At 34.5% G+C, this 20219-nt stretch carries 22 protein-coding genes; 17 read left to right on the top strand and 5 right to left on the bottom strand.

Annotation, left to right across the window (positions count from 1 at the left end; translation table 11 throughout):
• Positions 1-2 precede the first annotated feature (2 nt).
• Complete coding sequence (locus ACFSRZ_RS02545; RefSeq protein ID WP_379664954.1) at positions 3-1424, top strand: L-serine ammonia-lyase; 1422 nt, start codon at positions 3-5, stop codon at positions 1422-1424.
• A gap of 73 nt (positions 1425-1497) precedes the next feature.
• Positions 1498-2973 carry a serine hydrolase gene (locus tag ACFSRZ_RS02540; RefSeq protein ID WP_379664953.1) on the top strand — a complete coding sequence of 492 codons (1476 nt, stop codon included), beginning with the start codon at positions 1498-1500 and terminating at the stop codon, positions 2971-2973.
• Between the two features lie 6 nt (positions 2974-2979).
• Here the strand turns inward: ACFSRZ_RS02540 and ACFSRZ_RS02535 are convergent, their stop codons facing one another.
• Together ACFSRZ_RS02535 and yaaA are read right to left on the bottom strand one after the other, a co-directional pair.
• The gene (locus tag ACFSRZ_RS02535; RefSeq protein ID WP_379664952.1) at positions 2980-3339 is read right to left on the bottom strand and encodes a ribosomal maturation YjgA family protein; all 360 of its coding nucleotides are present in this window, start codon (positions 3337-3339) and stop codon (positions 2980-2982) included.
• Positions 3340-3342: 3 nt separating this feature from the next.
• The gene (gene yaaA, locus ACFSRZ_RS02530; RefSeq protein ID WP_379664951.1) at positions 3343-4101 is read right to left on the bottom strand and encodes a peroxide stress protein YaaA; all 759 of its coding nucleotides are present in this window, start codon (positions 4099-4101) and stop codon (positions 3343-3345) included.
• A 157-nt stretch (positions 4102-4258) separates the two neighbouring features.
• Between yaaA and ACFSRZ_RS02525 the strand changes: the two genes are divergently transcribed.
• On the top strand, positions 4259-5419 hold the full coding sequence (locus ACFSRZ_RS02525) for an MFS transporter (RefSeq protein WP_379664950.1): 1161 nt from the start codon (positions 4259-4261) through the stop codon (positions 5417-5419).
• Here the strand turns inward: ACFSRZ_RS02525 and ACFSRZ_RS02520 are convergent.
• Positions 5405-6595: a hypothetical protein gene (locus ACFSRZ_RS02520; RefSeq protein WP_379664949.1), complete on the bottom strand. Its 1191-nt coding sequence runs from the start codon at positions 6593-6595 to the stop codon at positions 5405-5407. The two genes, ACFSRZ_RS02525 and ACFSRZ_RS02520, sit on opposite strands and share 15 nt — an antisense overlap.
• A gap of 171 nt (positions 6596-6766) precedes the next feature.
• Here ACFSRZ_RS02520 and ACFSRZ_RS02515 point away from each other — a divergent pair, with 171 nt between their 5' ends.
• From ACFSRZ_RS02515 to ACFSRZ_RS02475, 9 genes are all read left to right on the top strand, one after another.
• On the top strand, positions 6767-7144 hold the full coding sequence (locus tag ACFSRZ_RS02515; protein ID WP_379664948.1) for a VOC family protein: 378 nt from the start codon (positions 6767-6769) through the stop codon (positions 7142-7144).
• Positions 7145-7192: 48 nt separating this feature from the next.
• On the top strand, positions 7193-7909 hold the full coding sequence (locus tag ACFSRZ_RS02510; protein ID WP_379664947.1) for a helix-turn-helix transcriptional regulator: 717 nt from the start codon (positions 7193-7195) through the stop codon (positions 7907-7909).
• A 32-nt stretch (positions 7910-7941) separates the two neighbouring features.
• A complete protein-coding gene (locus tag ACFSRZ_RS02505) occupies positions 7942-8520 on the top strand; it encodes an RNA polymerase sigma factor (protein ID WP_379664946.1) in 579 nt (192 codons plus the stop codon).
• 30 nt (positions 8521-8550) lie between these two features.
• Positions 8551-9033, top strand: coding sequence for a hypothetical protein (locus ACFSRZ_RS02500; protein WP_379664945.1), 483 nt, complete (start codon positions 8551-8553; stop codon positions 9031-9033).
• 72 nt (positions 9034-9105) lie between these two features.
• Positions 9106-9966 carry a hypothetical protein gene (locus ACFSRZ_RS02495; protein ID WP_379664944.1) on the top strand — a complete coding sequence of 287 codons (861 nt, stop codon included), beginning with the start codon at positions 9106-9108 and terminating at the stop codon, positions 9964-9966.
• 101 nt (positions 9967-10067) lie between these two features.
• The gene (locus tag ACFSRZ_RS02490) at positions 10068-10487 is read left to right on the top strand and encodes a hypothetical protein (RefSeq protein ID WP_379664943.1); all 420 of its coding nucleotides are present in this window, start codon (positions 10068-10070) and stop codon (positions 10485-10487) included.
• Positions 10488-10509: 22 nt separating this feature from the next.
• Complete coding sequence (locus ACFSRZ_RS02485; RefSeq protein WP_379664942.1) at positions 10510-11406, top strand: hypothetical protein; 897 nt, start codon at positions 10510-10512, stop codon at positions 11404-11406.
• A gap of 96 nt (positions 11407-11502) precedes the next feature.
• A complete protein-coding gene (locus ACFSRZ_RS02480) occupies positions 11503-12108 on the top strand; it encodes an aspartyl/asparaginyl beta-hydroxylase domain-containing protein (RefSeq protein ID WP_379664941.1) in 606 nt (201 codons plus the stop codon).
• Positions 12109-12167: 59 nt separating this feature from the next.
• Positions 12168-13145, top strand: a complete 978-nt coding sequence (locus ACFSRZ_RS02475) for a hypothetical protein (RefSeq protein ID WP_379664940.1) — start codon at positions 12168-12170, stop codon at positions 13143-13145.
• On the opposite strand, the gene ACFSRZ_RS02470 is transcribed toward ACFSRZ_RS02475, so the two are convergent.
• Positions 13142-14170, bottom strand: a complete 1029-nt coding sequence (locus tag ACFSRZ_RS02470; RefSeq protein ID WP_379664939.1) for an RluA family pseudouridine synthase — start codon at positions 14168-14170, stop codon at positions 13142-13144. The genes ACFSRZ_RS02475 and ACFSRZ_RS02470 overlap by 4 nt on opposite strands.
• A 40-nt stretch (positions 14171-14210) precedes the next feature.
• Positions 14211-14765 carry a PASTA domain-containing protein gene (locus ACFSRZ_RS02465; RefSeq protein ID WP_379664938.1) on the bottom strand — a complete coding sequence of 185 codons (555 nt, stop codon included), beginning with the start codon at positions 14763-14765 and terminating at the stop codon, positions 14211-14213.
• 116 nt (positions 14766-14881) lie between these two features.
• Between ACFSRZ_RS02465 and ACFSRZ_RS02460 the strand changes: the two genes are divergently transcribed.
• The 5 genes from ACFSRZ_RS02460 (at position 14882) to ACFSRZ_RS02440 (ending at position 20176) form a co-directional block, all read left to right on the top strand.
• The gene (locus ACFSRZ_RS02460) at positions 14882-15856 is read left to right on the top strand and encodes a D-alanine--D-alanine ligase (RefSeq protein WP_379664937.1); all 975 of its coding nucleotides are present in this window, start codon (positions 14882-14884) and stop codon (positions 15854-15856) included.
• A gap of 74 nt (positions 15857-15930) precedes the next feature.
• Positions 15931-16290, top strand: a complete 360-nt coding sequence (locus tag ACFSRZ_RS02455; RefSeq protein WP_379664936.1) for a four helix bundle protein — start codon at positions 15931-15933, stop codon at positions 16288-16290.
• 46 nt (positions 16291-16336) lie between these two features.
• Positions 16337-16801: a pantetheine-phosphate adenylyltransferase gene (gene coaD, locus ACFSRZ_RS02450; RefSeq protein WP_379664935.1), complete on the top strand. Its 465-nt coding sequence runs from the start codon at positions 16337-16339 to the stop codon at positions 16799-16801.
• Between the two features lie 5 nt (positions 16802-16806).
• Positions 16807-18555 carry a M14 family metallopeptidase gene (locus ACFSRZ_RS02445; protein ID WP_379664934.1) on the top strand — a complete coding sequence of 583 codons (1749 nt, stop codon included), beginning with the start codon at positions 16807-16809 and terminating at the stop codon, positions 18553-18555.
• A gap of 10 nt (positions 18556-18565) precedes the next feature.
• Positions 18566-20176, top strand: a complete 1611-nt coding sequence (locus ACFSRZ_RS02440; protein WP_379664933.1) for a class I SAM-dependent methyltransferase — start codon at positions 18566-18568, stop codon at positions 20174-20176.
• Positions 20177-20219 lie beyond the last annotated feature (43 nt).

Genomic DNA, 20219 nt, shown 5'->3' with positions numbered 1-20219 from the left:
AGATGTCACAATTTATTAGCGTTTTTGATATGCTAAAAATTGGAGTTGGACCTTCAAGTTCACATACTTTGGGACCTTGGAGAGCAGCTCAATCATTCATTCAAAAAATACAATTGAATGATTTATTTGATCAGATAGATCAAGTAAAGATAGATCTTTATGGTTCGTTGTCACTTACCGGAAAAGGCCATGCTACAGATATAGCAGTTTTGCTAGGGTTGAGTGGAGAAGATCCCGAATTGATAGATGTAAGTTTGATTGACGATATCATTCAAAAGATAGAACAAACACAATCCATCAATCTTAATAAATCAAAAGAAGTTTCCTTTCATAAGAACGATCTAATTTTCAATAGAGAGTTTTTGCCTTTTCATGCCAACGGAATTACATTTCGAGGTTTTTTTGAAGGAAAAGAAGTAATTACAGAAACGTATTACTCTATTGGAGGAGGTTTTGTAGTTCAGGAGAATCAACAACTAAAAAAAGAATCTTTAGAAAAGAAGAACTTTCCGTTTCCTATAGAAAGAGCAAAGCAATTAGAGGGCTATTGTGAGACCCATCAAATGCCAATCTCAGAAATTGTTTGGCAAAACGAATTGATATTGCGATCAGAAGAAGAGATCAACTCAGACCTGAAAAGAGTATGGAAAACCATGCTGGAATGTATGTACATTGGATGTCATACAGAAGGGAAATTGCCTGGAGGGTTGAATGTGAAAAGAAGAGCTTTTGATACGCATAAACGTTTAATAAAAGGAGCAGCGTATTCGAATGAGCAAGAGTGGATCTCAGCAATAAGAACTACAGAAGTAAAATTTCGTGAGATCTTAAAATGGGTAAGCTGTTTTGCGCTTTCTGTAAATGAAGTAAATGCTTCTTTGGGAAGAGTAGTTACAGCGCCAACTAACGGAAGTGCCGGAGTAATTCCTGCTGTATTGATGTATTATTTAGTGATTGAAGATCACAAAGCAAGCTTTGAACATATCAAGAAATTCTTATTAGTAGCAGGAGAAATAGGAAGTATCTTTAAAAAGAACGCCACCATTTCGGCAGCTATGGGAGGCTGTCAGGCAGAGATAGGAGTATCTTCAGCAATGGCTGCGGGAGCCCTAACAGAATTGTTAGGCGGAAGCCCGGGGCAAGTTTTGGTTGCAGCTGAGATAGCTATGGAACACCATTTAGGATTGACTTGCGATCCTATTGGAGGTTTAGTACAAGTACCTTGTATAGAGCGAAATTCGATGGGAGCTATCAAAGCTATTAATGCAGCAGAATTGGCTTTAGAAACCAACCCGGAAGATTCGTTAGTGCCTTTAGATTCGGTGATAGATACCATGTGGGAAACCGCTAAAGACATGAACAAGAACTACAAAGAAACGTCTGAAGGAGGTTTGGCTGTTACAGTAGGTTTGGCAGATTGTTAGGCAAATCTGCGGGAAAGAGTAACGATTTTGTTTCTTGGTATGTCTTTGTTAATAGAATCAACTACAACTTGACATGAAACAGCTTTCCATACTAACCACCTTACTCGTTCTATTTTCGGCCTGTTCACAACCCATTGAGAAGAAAATTGATATAACTCAAAAGTTTAGCAAAGAGCTTACTGAATTAAAGACCTATTTTCAGATACCGGGATTGGCAGCTTCGATAGAAAAAGATGGAAAAGTAATCTACGAGAACTATTTAGGCGTTTCCAATAAAGAGAAAAAAATACCATTAGATTCTACTCATCAGTTTTCAATAGCATCATTAACGAAAGTCTTTTCAGGAGTATTGATCATGAAACTCGTTGAAGAAGGGAAGCTTTCATTAAAAACCCCGGTAAAGAAGTATTTCCCGGATTCTCAATTAGATGATCACATTTTAGTAAAACATATTTTATCGCATACCTCACAAGGAGAGGTTGGAAAACATTTTTATTACAGTTCTCGTTTTGGAGCATTGACAAAGATCATTGAAGAGGCTTCCGGAAAATCTTTTCAGAATTATATGGAAGAGACAATCTTTCATCCCTTAAAACTGAAGAATACTTTTCTATTGAAAGATTCAACACAGGTGACTTCAAAAATAGCAAAACCCTATCTGTTGGATGATGGTGTTCAAAAAGGATTCATTGATTATGGATATTCTACATCAGCAGGGGTAGTTTCCAATCTAAAAGACCTAAGAATTTTCAACCAAGCATTAGATCAAAATACATTGATTTCTGAGACTTCAAAGAAAGAGATGTTTAGCTCAGAGAATGATCAAAACCCTTATGGATACGGAATTTTCAATCAAAATATCAATGGGATAAAAGTAGTTTGGGTCTATGGACAGTATGATTGTTATTCTAGTTTGCTGTTAAAAGTTCCTTCTCAAAATATCACATTAATCTTGCTGGCTAATAATAATTTAATGAGTGATCCTGCTCGTTTGATCTACGGAGATGTTTCTACTTCGCTTTTTGCCCTTAGCTTTTTAAAAAATTATGTGTTTGAGTTTAGAGATATGAACCTGTTAGAAACGGCAGATTCATTAAACTTTAAACAAGAGCCTGATACAGATTTTTACAGAAAGAAAGTATTGGCGCAAGCCTTATCGGAATCTTTTATGGCTAGATATGATGTAAAGAAAATACAAGCAAGTGCTCAATTGTTGGAAAAGGTATTTGCAGAATATCCGGGCTATTTAGAATATGCAAACATTAATCTGTTGCATAACCTTACATTTTTAAAAGACGTAGCTTTTTACAGAGGTTTAGGCGAATTCAATCAATTTGACGATCAAATCTTAAAAATAGGAGAGAAGTTGTTAGAACAAGATTCTCAAAATCCATATTTACATACCTATATGGGGACTTTCTACGATAGAAAAGGAAATAATAAAAAGGCAAAATATCACTTTGAGCAGATTGTAAATGCAAAGAATTTCTCTAAAAATTGGTATACCCAAGAAGCTGAGAGTTGGTTGAGAAACAATCAGGAGAATTAAAACTTATTACTGATTTATTCTTTTATCTAAGAAGTAAGAAATAAAGGCTCCTAATGTATAAGCTATCAAGTCCATAAAATCAAAAGTTGCTCCTAGAATTATTTTTGCCAACTTAAAATTTTCTAAACGTAGTACTTCAATTAATTTAAAATATTGAGAAAATTCAACCAGAAAAGAAAAAATAAGAACGCCTATTGTTAATGTAAGCCTATTGCCAGAGTAAAAAATTCTACAAAAAGAAAAAATAAGAATAACAACTAAAACATCTCCTAAAAAAGGCCTTATAAATGAATCGTTTATAAAAAGAGCAATTAGTACCTCTATACTGAACAATATCAGAGTGACAAATATATATTTTACATTCATCTACTATCTGATAAACACCAACTCAGTATCTGTAGACATAGCTTCGCTAAACCCGTAACCTTCTGTGTTGAATCCTTTCAATTCTTCTAAAGTGTTTACATTATTGTCTAAGATATAGCGTACCATCAAACCACGAGCTTTTTTCGCAAAGGTCATAATGGTTTTGTATTGTCCGTTTTTCAATTCTTTAAAAACAGGAGTAATCATTGGAACTTTTAGGGCTTTCTTAGGAAGTGCTTTAAAGTATTCTGCACTTGCTAGGTTGATCAATAATTCATCGTCTTCCATTTCTTCATTCAATGCTCCGGCAAGAGAATGATCCCAAAACTTATACAGATTGTCTCTTCTTCCTACTTTAAGGCGTGTTCCCATTTCTAAACGATACGGTTGAATCAGATCTAATGGTTTAAGTAATCCATACAACCCAGACAAAATGCGAAGACGTTCTTGCAACAACGGAAGCTTGTCTTCATCCAATGTTGTTACATCCAATCCGCGATACACTTCACCGGTAAAAGCATATACTGCTTGCTTGGCATTATCTAAAGTAAATGGAGGTTGCCATTCCTGATTTCTATCATAATTTAAACTGGCTAAAGCAGGAGAAATACTCATCAGTTCACCTAATTTTTTTCTGGAGATCGTACGTAACTTCTTGTTTAACTTTTCCGACTGCTCCAAAAAGCAAGGTTGAGAATGCAAGCTTGTGGTTGCTTTGTTTTCAAAATCTAAAGATTTGGCTGGTGAAATGATGATTTTCATAAGGTCTAAAATTTACAAAGTAAAAATAGGCATCGAAAAAGGAACTTTCAAATTTTTAAAACACGAAAAATTGATTTCACTATATGAAAAAGTTATAACACTGTTTTTCTTGTTAACTTCGTTTCATCTGATAATAGACATTAGAGTTGTTTTTTAAATGAGTATTTCTAAAAAAGTTTTACCGGTAATTATTATCTCGCAGTTTTTCTGTACCTCATTATGGTTTGCAGGAAATGGTGTTATGGACAATCTGGTATCAGATTTTCAACTAAACGAAAATGCTTTGGGTCATTTGACATCTAGTGTGCAGTTTGGGTTTATTTTCGGAACGTTACTATTTGCTTTTTTTACCATTGTTGATCGTTTTTCTCCATCTAAAGTATTTTTAGCGAGTGCTTTTTTGGGAGCTTTGGTTAATCTCGGTGTCATTTGGGAAGGAAATACGTTAAGCACTTTATTAATCTTTCGTTTTTTAACAGGTTTTTTTCTTGCAGGAATTTACCCTGTAGGGATGAAAATAGCTGCAGATTATTATGATAAAGGTTTAGGGAAATCTTTAGGTTTTTTAGTCGGAGCCTTAGTGTTAGGAACTGCCTTGCCTCACTTGTTGAAAGATGTGACATCAGAAATTCCATGGAAATATGTATCAATATCAACCTCAATTTTAGCTATAACGGGAGGAGTAATCGTATATCTATTTGTTCCTAACGGTCCTTATAGAAAACCAAGTCAGAAATTTGATATCAAAGTATTTTCAAAGGTGTTCCAAAATCGAAGTTTACGTTCAGCTGCCTTTGGATATTTCGGGCATATGTGGGAACTATATGCCTTTTGGACATTTACTCCTATTATCTTAAGCAGCTACTTTAATTTTCATCATCAGGAAGATTTCAATATATCATTACTTTCTTTTTTGATTATAGCTGTTGGGTTTATATCCTGTTCGTTTGGAGGGATCCTTTCTCAAAAAATTGGAGAGAAAAAGGTAGCAACTATTTCTCTCTTGCTTTCTGGAGTTTGCTGTTTAGCTCTCCCTTTTGTTTTTACAGTCAATTCAAATCTGTTTTTTATTGTTTTTCTTCTTTTCTGGGGAATGATGGTCATAGCAGATTCGCCTATGTTTTCAACTTTGGTGGCTAAAAATGCAAACCCGGAAATAAAAGGAACTGCACTAACGTTAGTTAACAGTATTGGGTTTGCTATTACAATTGTGAGTATACAATTGTTGACTTTATTGCTAGCTTACAACTCAATATATATTTATATGATTTTGGCGATGGGTCCTATCTTAGGGCTACTCGCTTTAAGAAATATGTAATTTCTTTTTAAAATTCTCTAATGTATCTCCAAAGAGTTCGGGAGTATAAGGACTCATCATCCAATATTTCACTGGTTCGTTAGTTTCAGGAGAGCTGTAACATGGGCACTTTACAGGATTCCCTTCCCAATTGTCATTAGGAGCTCTATAGCGTATAATAACTCCATAACTTGGATACCCTAAAACATAACCGGTTATGCCATTCCATGTAACCACCGGTGGAGTTTTAGGGGCTAATCCTTGTCCTTTCACTAATTCTCTAACATAATCATTCGGAGCAAAGAATACATAAGTTCGTCTATTATGATCTAAATACTTTTCCAAGTGAATCGGATTAATTGTCCAAAAATCCAAAGAATCAGTATCGTATTTCTGGATATTTGAATTTATTGAAATATAACGACATTGATAATCTTGAAAGACTTTATCAGGAGTGTCGTTATGAATAAATGTTGACGGAACTTTTAATCTTAGAATTAAAAAATCATACATATGATATGGAGGTAAGCCGGATTCAGTTATTTCAGTGGTTAAATAATCTTTACTGCAGCCATCATCAGCAACATCTTCTAAAGTTTTAGTACTTGAACTAACTTGATCAGGTCTGTAAAGTTGAATTTTATTGTTTATATCAATTCCATCATCTTCGGTATATGAAGAAGAAGATTTTTGTTTCTCAAAAGTTGAAGTTTTAGCATCTGCATTTTTTGTAGAGCTGTCAAAAGCAAATACACTGGGGTTTCCAACTTGATAAGGATTTAGGTTTTCGGAATCAGTTGGTAAACCATTATCAAGATAAGTGTATTGTTCTCCCGTAATATCATCATAAAGATAGTAGTAGAGCGTAATACTTAAATAGGCAATTTGCTCAAAAGGACCTTGAATGACTATTCTTTTTTCTTGATCACTTAAATGTACATCTTGAGCATAATACTGAGAGAATTGATCATATCCACCTTCTTTTGAACCTTCTGAATAGTGAGTGAATTGGGAAGTATTACTAGGAAACACTAAAAGAAGTTTTAGGGGAGCTCCATCTACTGTCAATTTTGGAGAAGGAAGTTGAGCATAACTATTCTGATAAGGACCATAGTATCGAACAACTATTTGAACTGTATTTACAGTTTCACTAGCTGTAGGTAAAGTTATCTCTTGAGAATATATTGGCATTTTCATTTTAAAAATATTTTTCGATCTAAATTTTTGATTTTCATAAAATTAGATGATTGGAAGTGAGTGTTTGAACGTAAAAACACCTGTTTTTTTTATTTTAAATTTTACCCCTGACACATTCTGTCAAAGACCCCAGTAATTTTGTGGTAGGTTTAATTTAAAAAATGTTACAAAATGAAAAATGCAATCAACTGGTTTGAAATTTCAGTAAACGATTATGAAAGAGCAAAAAAATTCTACAGCGAGATCTTAGGAGTAGAGATCGTCGATTATCACATGCCGGAAAAGAATATGAAATACGGAATGTTTCCTCATGACGAAAAGAACGGAGGCGTAGGTGGAGGTCTTATGGAAATGGAAGGTTGTAACCCTTCTATGGACGGAGCTACCGTGTATTTGAATGGAGGTGATGATCTAAACAATGTGCTATCTAAAGTAGAAAAAGCAGGCGGAGCCGTTTTAATGCCGAAAATGGAGATTGGTGAAAACGGATTCATCGCCCAGTTTACAGATACGGAAGGGAACAGAGTGGCTTTACACTCATTTAATTAGTTCTCATAATCATGGCGAACCCAAACTTGGGTTCGCTATATTTGTTGTATGTCGCAACTATCTCGACTCATATCAATATTAACATTATTAAAGTCAAAACGACTTCTCACTTCTACAGAACTTGCAGAAAGATACAATGTAAGTGTTCGTACCATTTACAGAGACATTAGAAAATTAGAAGAAGCCGGAATTCCTATTATTTCTGTTGAAGGAAAAGGCTACAGTTTAATGGATGGTTATTTTGTGGCACCTGTTCAGTTTACAGAAAAACAAGCCAATGCACTCATTACTGCTCAGCATTTGGTAAATCAGACCAAAGACGAATCTTTTGCAAATGATTTTAATGAAGCACTCATTAAAATTAAATCGGTATTCAGATCTTCCATACAAGAGAAAAGTGAACTCTTAAGTGATAAGATCATCGTTTTAGATCAATTTTGGAACGACTTCGAGCCCATTAACCGTAATGCACTTTCCGAAATTCAATTGGCCATTACCAATTTTAATTACGTAGAAATCAATTACCGAAAGGTAGACAACTCGCCACCATCTACTCGGAAAATAGAACCTTGCGCCATGTATTCTATTCAGAATAAATGGATATTGATCGCTTGGTGTCATTTAAGAAGCGATTACAGAGCCTTTCGAGTAGACAGGATTCAACACTTCAAAATCTTACCGGAAAAATTTGAGGATAGAAAATTCAATCTTCAAGACTATTTTACAGAAAGCTGTCACAAAGAGCACGAAAATTCTGATTCTTAACAAACTATTTCAAAGTATTTGAGTCTAAAATTTTGTATACCTTAGAACCAAATACCAAACCGTTGCATAGCGAAGCCAGGCTAGTAAAGAGACTTCAAAGCTCGAGAAAAAAAGATCGTGCTTTTTCAGAACTCCTTGATTTGTATCAAGAGAGGATCTATTGGCATATCCGAAAAATGGTATTAACACATGAGAATGCCAATGATGTTTTGCAAAATACATTCATTAGAGTGTATAGAAACATAGAAAAGTTTGAAGGAAAGAGTTCTCTGTTAACTTGGATTTTCCGAATCGCATATAACGAATCATTACGATTTTTAGAAAAAGAGAAAAAACGAAGTTTTCAATCGTTGGAAGATGTGTCTGCATATCAAATAGAAGCATTAAAACAATCTGAATACTTTGATGGTGATGAGTTGCATGCCAAATTATTGAAGATCATAGAAGAACTAACAGAAAAGCAACGTAGGGTTTTTCAGATGAAATATTTTGATGACCTCAGTTTTCGAGAGATTTCTGAGGTTTTAGAAGTCAGTGAGAATACGCTGAAATCCAGTTATTATGCGGCTGTGAAAGTAATAGAAGAAAAAATTTTAATAGAAACAAACTAATCCAAACTATTAGGGTCTAATATACAAATGATGGATAAAGAGAAACATACAAACTCATTTTTAAAAGACACAAAAGCAAAAGCTTCTGAGCATCATAAAGAGTATTTAGGAATGGAAGTTCCGGAGGGATATTTCAAAACTTCTAAATCAACTATTCTTGATATGGTAGGAGCAGATGTAAAAGAAACACCTGTCTTTTATCTAAGAAGATCATTCCAGGTAGCAGCTTCTATTACTTTGTTAGTTGCTTTAACTATTTGGTTCCAGTTTAGAGGAGATACTCCTGTAAATGATACAGAAATTGCTTCCGATGATATTTTGATCGAATCTCTTTTTGTTGAAGAGGAAAGTATGAACGACTTTGTAGAAGGTATTTTGGTTAGTGAAGTGATGGAAGGCGCTGAAAAATCTGAACAAAAATTAGAAAATATTTTCATGAACTCTTTGTTTGTAGAAGATTCATTGTTAGATAATTACACGAATGAAAGCTTGATTGATAACATTATTTTATGATCGATTCCAAACTATTTAAAACTTCAGGGTTCTAAGTAAACAGAAACGATTAATAATTCAAAAAAATCAATTATGAAAACATCTAATTTAGAAACCAAAGTTTTAAAAGGGAGTATCTTATTTTTAATGATCACTGCACTTTTAATGACCACTGTTCTTTTTACTTCGTGTGAGAGTAACTCAACAGAAGATGTGATAGAAGACGACACAGATTTGATTTCAGCTATTGAAAATTCTACCAGTCGTACTTTAATAAATGTAGAGGATTTGCCATCAACAGCTCAGAGCGAATTGGCATCAGAATTCTCAAATGATGTGATCTATGAAGTTGCTTCAGCAGAAGGTTTAGGTTTTGAAGTTAGATTGATCACTACAGAAGGATCTTGGGCATCTGAATTTAACCGAGCATATTTTAACACAACCGGAAGGCTGTTGGAAGATCGCCACAGACCAAGACACGGACGTAGAAGAAGTTGTTTTCATATAGTGTTCCCGTTTTCGGTAACAATGCCTGACGGATCTACTATAACATTGGAAAGCAAAGAGGACAAATCTTTGATCAGAGAGTGGTATCAGGCAAACCCGGGCGAAGATGAAAAACCAAGTTTAGTATATCCGATTGAGATAGAATACCAAGACGGAACCATTGCAACGATCAATAATCAAGATGAATTGATCGCAGCCAGAGAAGGATGTAAAACCACACGTTGTTTTGATCTAGTGTACCCGTTTAGTGTAACAATGCCAGATGGTTCTGTAATTACATTAAACTCTGAAGACGACAGAACATTAATCAGAGATTGGTATCATAACAATCCCGGAGTACACGAAAGACCTGAGTTGGTTTTCCCTGTAGAGATCATCTATGAAGATGGAACTACACAAACGATTAATAACGAAGACGAGTTACAAACGGCAAAAGATAATTGTTGATTGAAAATATAAAAAGTCATTGTGAATTGAATGGTAAACCGCACAGAGAGAATATTCGAAAAAAGCACTATTTTTAATGTGCGGTTTTAAAACTGAATGTCATGAAAGTATCTAAAATTCTTACGCTGATTTTCTTTCTAGCTTTTGGGCTAATGAATGTCCAAACAGCATTCGCTCAAAAAGACTATGAATTGATTATGAAAGAACTGACAACAGAGCAAAGAGAGTTGTTGCAGAAAGAAAAAGAGCTAATTAAGAGCAATCGTGAAGCATTAAAAAAGTCGTTGACCAAAGAACAATTAAGGATTTTGGCCGACAAGAAGCTGAACAATGTAGAGAAAAGAAGCCTTTTAATGAAATCATTTACCAAACAACAAAAAACATTGGTAAGAAGGCAGGAAGAAAGATTGAGAAACACACGAGAAAGATTTAGAAAATCATTGACAGACAATCAAAGAAAAATCTTAAAAGATCGGATAGAAAGATCCAGAAGAGATAGAAAAAGAAACCGCGATAATTAAACACGAACCCCAGATTAAGCGTATGAATTATCGCAAGTTCAAGTTAGAATTGAATGTGTTTAAGTTGCTGTTGTTTACAATAGCAACTTCTTTTGTTTCATACGGTCAAGAAAAAATAGAAGATCAAGAATTAGATAGCTTACTGGACGAATTATTCTTTAACGATGCTCAAATGGTAGATGATCTTTTGAATTCGATCAACGAATATGATTTTATCTATGCTACTGTAACCTACAATACCAATACTTTTTTTGCTGGTAGAGATTCCGGAACCGATCAACTCAATGTCATTCCACAAGTTTCCTATTATAGCTCTTCAGGCTTTAATGCCTCGGTTACATCTGCATATTATGAAAAACTAAATCCCAACTGGGATTTTATTGGCTTAACGGCCGGCTATGGAAATGCCATAGGGAAAAAGAAAATCGGACACTATAATATTGGGTATTCCAGATACTTTTTTAGTGATGGTTTTGATGAGTTCAACAATTCGATAGATGCTTCTATTGGTGTTAGGAATAGAAATAGAACCTTTGGAATTTTAGGAGGTGTGTCTTATCTATTTGGATCAGAACAATCCTTTCAGATCTCAGCACGAGCCTATGGAAATTTTACTCTAACAAGAGGCACGGGGTATGCAATTAAATTCCGACCTCAGGTGAATTTTTTAGTTGCAGAACAAGCAATTACTTTTATCATTCCTCCAAGAAATGGAAACCCACCCAGAATTGTAACTACAGAAGAATTCGATTTGCTAAATACACAGATCAATATCCCCATCTCATACACATCTAGTAGTTGGGATTTTGAATTGGGCTGGAATCTGAATTTGCCAGGTAAGATAGATAATGAACCAAGTTTAGACGCTACCAACTTCTTTACCTTTACCATTGGGTATTTATGGGATCTCACAAAATAGGTATAAATACCTGTTTTTGAAATCAAGTACCTCTAAGGTTTCAAACTGATACGACAGATACTAACTTAATTCCTTCAATTTTTAAGGGAATATACAATGAGTACACAAGTCTTACAACCTGTCGATACAAAGAATGATAGTATCAAATTACCTTTGACCTTTGATGTAGATAAAATGAAGGCAGAGGTAGAAGCAATGGGCTTAAATACATTTATCTATTACAATGTTTTGCCATTGCGATCGCCGGCACACTTAGTAGATCCTTCGTTACCATTTCCACCACCGGCTACTGACTATGCAGATGGTTCTTGGTGTGATTGGTTAAACACCAAAGAGCTGGAAAATTCGCCTTACCTCAAGAGTGTTATAGAAATGTTTCAAGAGCATACAACCGTTACTTTGGTAAGAGCTTTACGATTGGAAAAAGGGAATACTGTGAAAGAGCACAGAGATGTTACTTTAGGATTGCAGGTAGAGAGATCTGTCATTCGATTGACTATTCCGATCATCAAAGATCCCGGAGCAGATTTCTATTTAAACAATGAGATCGTGCCGATGAAACCGGGAGAATGTTGGTATATGCGCTTGACAGACCCTCATAAAGTAATCAATAACAGTCAACAAGACCGTATCAATATTACGATTGATATGATTCCTAACGAGTGGGTGCGTAACCTGATTTTGAACAATGATGTAAGCTAGGCACATTTCCATAAGACAGATGATTTTTCTATATTTCGAGAACCTAGTTTTTTATTGCAATGAGAAAGATCATCATACTAGTATTGCTGTTATTTATTTCTAATTATTCACATGGACAGTTTGTAAAAAATGAGTCTAGAAAACTGTTGTCATTATCCTTAAATGCTCCTTCGAAAATTAGAAATGGAATTGAAGCTTATGAAAAAATAGCCCTTCAAAAGAAAATCAAAAGAATTCAATGCTTTAAAGATTCAAAATTAGAATCAGATCTATACTTTGATCGAAAAGGAAACGGAATAAAAAAAATAGATTTTAACAAAGGCAATGTTTCCAAATCTATATTTGAGCATGATTCTATAGGGAGAACTGTTAAGACAGCTCATTTTTTTAATGATAAATTAAAGAATGGCTCTATCATAAAGTACGATGATTATAGTACATTTCTGTACAGAATTGAAGATGGCACCTTATGGAATAAAAAAACAATCCTAAAAGATGAAAGAATTGAGATTTATACTTCTTATGATGCTTCTGGAAAAGAAAGCTCAAAAAGTATTTATTTCAAGAAAGAAAATGAGCAAGTACATAAAATACTCAGCTATCATCAAGGAGATCTATACCAAGAGGTTGTTTACTTTACAAAAGATGGAGAGGAATATGTAGATAATATCCAGTATTCAGAAAACGGTCAAAGGAAAATTAAAACTTCCAAAAGAAGAGCCAAAAGAGTATATGACAAATGGAGAAATGTTACTTCACATCATGTCGATGACTTTTTAGTTTTTAAGAAAAAATACAACGAATCAAATAGGCTTCTGTTATCTGACTTTTATTCTAGAGCACAAGGGCTTTACCGATCAGATATCTATACCTATGAAAAAGAAAAAATACTCTTAACTAAAAAACAGAAGTTCTTTACCGAAGAAAAAACAGTTGACTACGAGTTCTACTATAATACTAGAGGGTTGCTAAAAAAAGTAACTAAAATAAATGGAGACTTACTAGAAACATTTACCTATACATACGAATACTATTAATCTTTTGAATTGATTGTATAGGTTTTCCATTTTTCCAAGCAAGCTTTTATATCTTCAGGAATAGGAGAGTCAAATTGCAAAAACTCACCAGTAGTAGGATGAGTAAACCCTAAAGTTTTGGCATGTAGCGCTTGACGAGGTAAAACCTTAAAACAATTCTCTACAAACTGCTTGTATTTGGTAAACGTAGTTCCTTTTAAAATTTGATCACCACCATAACGTTCGTCATTAAAAAGCGTATGACCAATATGCTTAAAGTGCGCTCTGATCTGATGCGTTCTTCCCGTTTCCAATTTACATTGAACCAAAGTAACATAGGTCAGTCGCTCAATTACTTTAAAATGCGTAATAGCAGGTTTCCCATACTCACCATCAGGAAACACATCCATTTGTAAGCGATTTTTGAAACTACGCCCAATATGCCCCTCAATAGTTCCTGCATCCTCTTCAATATTTCCCCAAACTAAAGCATAATACAAACGCTCTGTAGTTCTGTCAAAGAATTGTTTCGATAAATGTGCCATAGCAAACTCTGTCTTGGCAACCACCAACAATCCGCTTGTATCCTTATCAATTCTGTGTACCAATCCGGGGCGTTCATTACTATTTTTAGGCAAGTTCTCTATATGATGGATCAATCCATTTACTAAAGTTCCCGAATAATTACCATGTCCGGGATGCACCACCATACCAGGAGGTTTGTTTACAACAATAACATCATCATCTTCATGCACAATATCCAAAGGAATATCCTCTGCAACCAATAAATTCTCATGAGGAGGATGTGCCAAAACTACGCGAACAACATCTTTGGGTTTTACTTTATGATTCGATTTTACAGGCTTATCATTCACAAGAATATTACCCGCTTTTGCAGCCTGTTGAATCTTATTACGAGTTGCATTCTCAATAAAATTCATTAAAAACTTATCTACACGCAAAGGAACCTGTCCATCACTGGCAGTAAACCTATAATGCTCGTATAATTCTTCGTTATCTAATTCTGGAGTATAATCTTCTTGCATAAAAAGAACTGTAAATATATTTACTAGTTTTCACCAATCACTACCTTCCCTTACCATCACCCAAAACCATGTCTATAACAGAGTTTTTAGGAAGTTTCTCACCAGGCTTTAATGTACGTCCCTTATACTTTAAACCACGCACAACATCTTTCCCAATATCTTTAATATAGGAAAACTCACCAATCTCAAAACCAATAGACTGCAATTGTGTCATTGCTTGCCTTTTAGAGCGTCCATTCAGATCAGGAATGGTAATATCTCTATACTTAGAAGGGTTAAGAGTTAAATAGATCTTTCTTCTCTCCTTAACAAAATCACCAGCTTCAGGAGACTGTTCAATTACAGAACGCTTTGGATAACTAGGATTGTAACTAGCAGAATCTATAACAATAAAATCTAAGTTCAATTCCTTTAACTTAGACTCAACATCCGTTAAAGACATTCTGTTTAAATCCGGAACCTGGATCTTCTGATCGTGATTGGTTGTGAAACCTAACCACCATTGTAAAACAAAAACGAAGAGCAATAATCCTACTAAGGCAATGGCAACCTGAATGAAAAAGGATTTGCTTTTGATAAAACGAAAGAAACTCATCTATTCTTTTTTATTATGTGACAAATGTAATGTAAAATTAGAATTTATCGAATTGGCAATTCTTTTATCTATGAACGAAATTTTACCTAAGTTTGTGTATAAACCATAAAAGAATTATGAAAAAAAACATTGCAGTCATTATGGGAGGCTATTCTTCCGAAGTAGAAATTTCTTTAAAAAGCGGCAATGTAGTTTTTGAATCCCTAGATACATCTGTGTATAACCCGTATAAAGTTCACATTTTAAAAGATAAATGGGTGCTTCTTTACAACGGAAAAGAATACGCTATACGTAAAGATGATTTTTCAGCAGAAGTAGAAGGAGAACATATCACTTTTGATTGTGTGTTTAATGCCATTCATGGAGACCCCGGAGAGAACGGAGTTATTTTAGCCTATTTTGATCTAATAGGCGTAAAACATACTTCAGCTCCTTTTTATCAAATGGCACTTACCTTTAATAAGAGAGATACCTTGAGTGTAGTAAAAGAATACGGAATTAAAGCCGCCACTTCTTATTACATGAATCAAGGAGATAAAATAAGTACAGAAAAAATTATAGAGAAAATAGGACTTCCTTGTTTTGTAAAACCAAACAATGCAGGATCTAGTTTTGGAATCTCTAAAGTATATACAGAAGCTGAATTGATTCCGGCTATTGAGAAAGCCTACGAAGAAGACACAGAAATTCTGATTGAATCATTTTTAGACGGAACAGAAGTATCGGTTGGAGTAATAGAATACAAAGGAGAAGTAAAAGTGCTACCAATGACAGAAATTGTTTCCGATAATGATTTCTTTGACTATGAAGCAAAATATGAAGGAGCCTCTCAAGAAATTACTCCGGCAAGAATACCGGAGCAAGAGAAGAAAAGAGTTGAAGAAGTAGCAGAAAAAGTATATAGAATATTAAACATGAGTGGTTTCACAAGATCAGAATATATCATTGTTGATGGTGAGCCATATTTTCTGGAAATGAATACGGTGCCAGGCTTAACAAAAGAAAGCCTGCTGCCACAACAAGCTAGAGAAGCCGGAATTTCTCTGACAGATTTATTTGGAAGTGTGATAGAAAACTCAATACAGAAATAAATAGAAGCATGAAGCAGGATATTTGAGACGAAGCTTAGTTTCTGGATTCATTTAGAAGTAAAATTAAAAGAGCTATGAAAAGACACAATTTTAAAAAACTTCAAATATGGGAAAGTAGTATGGATTTGATTAATGATACCTATGCTATAACATCTAAATTCCCGGATTTTGAAAAATTTGGCTTAAGAAGTCAGTTAAATAGAAGTGCTATATCCATTGCTTCAAATATTGCTGAAGGATCAAGTAAAAGAAGTAATAAGCATTTTATACAATTTTTGGAAATGAGCTTGGGTTCTGCCTTTGAGTGGGAAACTCAAATGATTGTTTGTAATAATTTAAACTATATTTCAGAGAAAGAATTTTATACTTTAGAGGAGAAAATCAGTATAATACAAAAGAAGATCTCTAATTTTATAGACAAGTTGCATAATTAATCATGTGTCATATTTCAAAAAGAGTCTTGTTTCAAATAAAATAAGGATGAGAAAAGCAGTTTTTCCGGGTTCATTTGACCCTATTACATTAGGACACGTAGACATTATTAAAAGAGCAATTCCACTATTTGATGAAATCATCATCGCCATTGGAGTCAATGCAAAAAAGAATTATATGTTTACCGTAGAACAGCGAATGAAATTTATTCAAAATGAGTTTTTTGCAGATGATAAAGTTTCTGTAGAAACCTACAAGGGACTTACAGTAGATTATTGCAAACAGATTAGTGCAGACTTTATCCTAAGAGGATTGAGAAACCCTGCCGATTTTGAATTCGAAAAAGCCATTGCGCAAACCAATAGAAAACTTTCAGGAATAGAAACAGTATTCCTATTAACCAGTGCCGAAACATCATATATCAGCTCTTCTATTGTTAGAGACGTTCTGAGAAATGGAGGAGATGCTTCTACTTTGGTGCCAAAATCAGTATCCTCTAAAATCGATTTCTAAAAAAAATGAAAAAACTAACCTTATTATTTCTTGCAATATGTTTTGTAGCATGTAAGCAAGAGAGTGCTAATGATAAAGACTTTACAACCCTATTTGAAACATCCAACGGAACCGAAACGCCAGAATACAAAGATGTTATAACTTATTATAAAGATTTGGCCAGTGCCTACTCAGAAATCTCACTCTTTGAGATAGGAGAAACAGACTCAGGAAACCCTTTGCATTTGGTTGTTTTTAATGCTGATGGCAAAACAAGATTAAATGAGATCAAAGACTCTCCAAAAAACAGAGTGTTGGTTAATAACGGAATTCATCCCGGAGAATCAGATGGAATTGATGCTTCTATGATGCTGTTAAGAGACATTGTACAAAACGACTCTTTAAAACAATTGTATAAAAACACCTTGATCAATGTTATTCCAGTTTACAATATCGGAGGAGCATTAAATAGAAACTCACACACGAGAGCCAATCAAAACGGTCCAAAAGAATATGGTTTTAGAGGAAATACTCAAAACTATGATTTGAATCGAGACTTTATAAAGCAAGACACAAAAAATGCAGCAGCATTCGCTGAAATTTTCCATACAGTAAATCCTGACGTTTTTATTGATAACCATGTAAGCAACGGAGCCGATTATCAATATGCAATCACACACCTATTTACACAACACAATAAATTAGGAGGAGCTTTAGGAAAGTTTATAGAAACACAAATGCGCCCTGCGTTAGAAACCTCTTTGATCGTTAAGAAGATTCCAATCACTCCTTATGTTAATGTTTGGGGAAGTACGCCTGATAAAGGCTGGTCTCAATTCTTTGATTCACCAAGATATTCAACCGGATATACCACATTGTTCAATACACTAGGAATGATGGTAGAGACTCATATGCTAAAACCTTACAAAATTAGAGTAGAACAAACCTATGAGTTAATGCTATCTATGCTAGATTTTACAGAAGAACGTTCAACAGATATCAAAGGACTTCGCAAAAATGCGGTAAAGAGTATTTTGGCAAAAGAAACCTATCCGATCACTTATGAGATCAACAGAAAAAAAGAACCTTCTTTATTGCAATTCAGAGGATATAAAGGAGAAATGATCGATAGTAAGGTAACAACAGGAAAACGTTTGTTTTACGATCGTAACCAACCCTATATAGAAGCAGTAGATTATTACAATCAATACAAGGCTAAAAAGGAAGTAACCATCCCGAAAGCCTATGTTTTAAAGAGCGGGTGGAACCGTGTGATCGACAGACTAGAAAACAACAAAATAGAATTTACACGATTTAAAAAAGACACTACAATAACTGTTGAAACCTATCATATTGATGACTTCAAAACCAGAAATGCATACGAAGGACATTATTTGCACTACAATACCTCTGTAAAGATCGATACAGTTTCGGTAACCTTTTCTAAAGGAGACTTGTACATTCCAACTCAGCAAGACGGAGTAAGATATATCATAGAAACCTTAGAGCCGGAAGCAACAGATTCGTTCTTTAACTGGAATTTCTTTGACACTGTTTTACAACAAAAAGAAGGATATTCTTCTTATGTGTTTGAAGATATAGCAGAACAGTTTTTAAAAGACAATCCAGAGGTAAAAAAAGAGTTTGAGGATAAATTAAAATCAGATGAAAGATTTGCTAAAAACCCTCGCGCTCAATTGAATTTTATCTATAAGAAAAGTCCACATTACGAAAAAGCACACAGATTATTGCCTATATTTAGAGTGAGCAATTAATCGTAAATAAGTGTTATCTAAAAAAGAGCAAAACATACTGAGGAATCAATTGTTCCGCCATTTAGACGGAATCGTTACTGCCCCTGTTAGTTATGCTCTTTTTCAAAAAGGTGTCACCAACTATCTGCTTTCCAAGAAAAAAGCGACGCTTTCAGAACTAACAAAAGAGTTCAATGCCAATGATGGCTATTTGAATGTTGCTTTAAGAGCCTTGTGTTCACAAGGATGGCTAACTCAAGAAATAACTAACGGAAAAGATCAAGTAGTTTTTGAAGTAAATGAGAACTCTGAAACTGCATTTTCTCACTTTCATTTATACAAAGATGTAGTAGACTTGATGACCTTGTCTGGAAAGTTTAGCAATCGAATTTTTCAAGTGGAGCCTTTTTTGAAGTTGGAAAGTCTCTTTAAGAAATACCAGAACAATTTTAACGTAGAGATCTCCTCAGACGAAAAGGCCAAGGAAATTCAAGAACAGATTTTAAAACACATTGAAGGAATCATCGTTGGACCTACATTGGTTCATTTGGGAATGTCGGGAATGTTTCATAAGTATTTTATGCAAACTCGATTTAAACCGGAAGAGTTCCATAAAGATCCGGAGATGTTTGGACGTTTGTTGGATATACTCGCCTCATTAGGTTGGTTCCAAAAAATCAACGGAGCTTATGAGTTTACAGATAAAGGACTGTTCTTTGCCAAAAGAGCCAGTGCCTATGGAGTAACGGTTTCTTACATTCCTATGTTAAGAAAAACCTCCGATCTGTTGTTTGGAAATCCGAAGATTCTTAAAAATGTACAAGGAACCGATGAAAAACATGTAGATAGAGAGATGAACGTTTGGGGCAGTGGAGGTGCTCATGCCGCTTACTTTAGAGTGGTAGATGAAATCTTGATCTCAATATTTAACAAACCAATTGATGAGCAACCCAAAGGATTCTTAGATATGGGTTGTGGAAATGGAGCATTTTTAGCACATATTTTTTCTGTGATAGAAAATCAAACCCTGCGAGGAAAGGTGTTAGATGAACATCCCTTGATCATTATTGGAGTAGATTATAATAGAGCAGCATTAAATGTGTCTCGAAAAAATTTAATCCAAGCAGATATTTGGGCAAAGATCATATGGGGAGATATTGGCAATCCCGATCTTCTAGCACGCGATTTAAAAGAGAAATACAATATCCAATTGGAAGATTTGCTGAATGTTCGCACGTTTTTGGATCATAATAGAATTTGGGAAGAACCCCAAAAAAGCAATTCTTTTAGAGAAAGTACATCAACCGGGGCCTATGCTTTTGAAGGAAGAAGGTTGAATAATAATCAAGTTTCAGAATCACTGAAGCAACATTTTTCTAAGTGGAAACCCTATATCAAAAAGTTTGGCTTGTTATTGATAGAACTCCACACAGTAAAACCGGAGTTGGTGGCAGAAAACATAGGAAGAATCGCAGCAACTGCTTACGACGTAACACATGGTTTTTCTGATCAATACATTTTAGAAGTTGATGAATTTATGGATGTATTAAAGGACATCGGATTGCGATCTGAAGAAGAGACATTCCGTAAATTTCCAAACTCAGAGCTAGCCACAGTTTCAGTCAATCTATTTAAAGAATAAGGAACTTTAAACCCATTCAAATTTTCCTTAAATTGTACTTTCA

The organism is Pseudotenacibaculum haliotis (genome assembly GCF_042684245.1).
GTDB lineage: Bacteria > Bacteroidota > Bacteroidia > Flavobacteriales > Flavobacteriaceae > Polaribacter > Polaribacter haliotis_A.
The sequence above is the reverse complement of the archived record's forward strand: the minus strand, read 5'-3'. Positions and strand labels throughout refer to the sequence as shown.

Bases quoted from the DNA above. Each gene is read 5' to 3' on its own strand.
- ACFSRZ_RS02500 (WP_379664945.1), top strand. From the start codon at position 8,551: ATGGATAAAGAGAAACATACAAACTCATTTTTAAAAGACACAAAAGCA.
- coaD (WP_379664935.1), top strand. From the start codon at position 16,337: ATGAGAAAAGCAGTTTTTCCGGGTTCATTTGACCCTATTACATTAGGA.
- ACFSRZ_RS02495 (WP_379664944.1), top strand. From the start codon at position 9,106: ATGAAAACATCTAATTTAGAAACCAAAGTTTTAAAAGGGAGTATCTTA.
- yaaA (WP_379664951.1), bottom strand. From the start codon at position 4,101: ATGAAAATCATCATTTCACCAGCCAAATCTTTAGATTTTGAAAACAAA.
- ACFSRZ_RS02525 (WP_379664950.1), top strand. From the start codon at position 4,259: ATGAGTATTTCTAAAAAAGTTTTACCGGTAATTATTATCTCGCAGTTT.
- ACFSRZ_RS02470 (WP_379664939.1), bottom strand. From the start codon at position 14,170: ATGCAAGAAGATTATACTCCAGAATTAGATAACGAAGAATTATACGAG.
- ACFSRZ_RS02545 (WP_379664954.1), top strand. From the start codon at position 3: ATGTCACAATTTATTAGCGTTTTTGATATGCTAAAAATTGGAGTTGGA.
- ACFSRZ_RS02465 (WP_379664938.1), bottom strand. From the start codon at position 14,765: ATGAGTTTCTTTCGTTTTATCAAAAGCAAATCCTTTTTCATTCAGGTT.
- ACFSRZ_RS02455 (WP_379664936.1), top strand. From the start codon at position 15,931: ATGAAAAGACACAATTTTAAAAAACTTCAAATATGGGAAAGTAGTATG.
- ACFSRZ_RS02540 (WP_379664953.1), top strand. From the start codon at position 1,498: ATGAAACAGCTTTCCATACTAACCACCTTACTCGTTCTATTTTCGGCC.
- ACFSRZ_RS02535 (WP_379664952.1), bottom strand. From the start codon at position 3,339: ATGAATGTAAAATATATATTTGTCACTCTGATATTGTTCAGTATAGAG.
- ACFSRZ_RS02490 (WP_379664943.1), top strand. From the start codon at position 10,068: ATGAAAGTATCTAAAATTCTTACGCTGATTTTCTTTCTAGCTTTTGGG.
- ACFSRZ_RS02480 (WP_379664941.1), top strand. From the start codon at position 11,503: ATGAGTACACAAGTCTTACAACCTGTCGATACAAAGAATGATAGTATC.
- ACFSRZ_RS02475 (WP_379664940.1), top strand. From the start codon at position 12,168: ATGAGAAAGATCATCATACTAGTATTGCTGTTATTTATTTCTAATTAT.
- ACFSRZ_RS02520 (WP_379664949.1), bottom strand. From the start codon at position 6,595: ATGAAAATGCCAATATATTCTCAAGAGATAACTTTACCTACAGCTAGT.
- ACFSRZ_RS02515 (WP_379664948.1), top strand. From the start codon at position 6,767: ATGAAAAATGCAATCAACTGGTTTGAAATTTCAGTAAACGATTATGAA.
- ACFSRZ_RS02485 (WP_379664942.1), top strand. From the start codon at position 10,510: ATGAATTATCGCAAGTTCAAGTTAGAATTGAATGTGTTTAAGTTGCTG.
- ACFSRZ_RS02460 (WP_379664937.1), top strand. From the start codon at position 14,882: ATGAAAAAAAACATTGCAGTCATTATGGGAGGCTATTCTTCCGAAGTA.
- ACFSRZ_RS02445 (WP_379664934.1), top strand. From the start codon at position 16,807: ATGAAAAAACTAACCTTATTATTTCTTGCAATATGTTTTGTAGCATGT.
- ACFSRZ_RS02510 (WP_379664947.1), top strand. From the start codon at position 7,193: ATGTCGCAACTATCTCGACTCATATCAATATTAACATTATTAAAGTCA.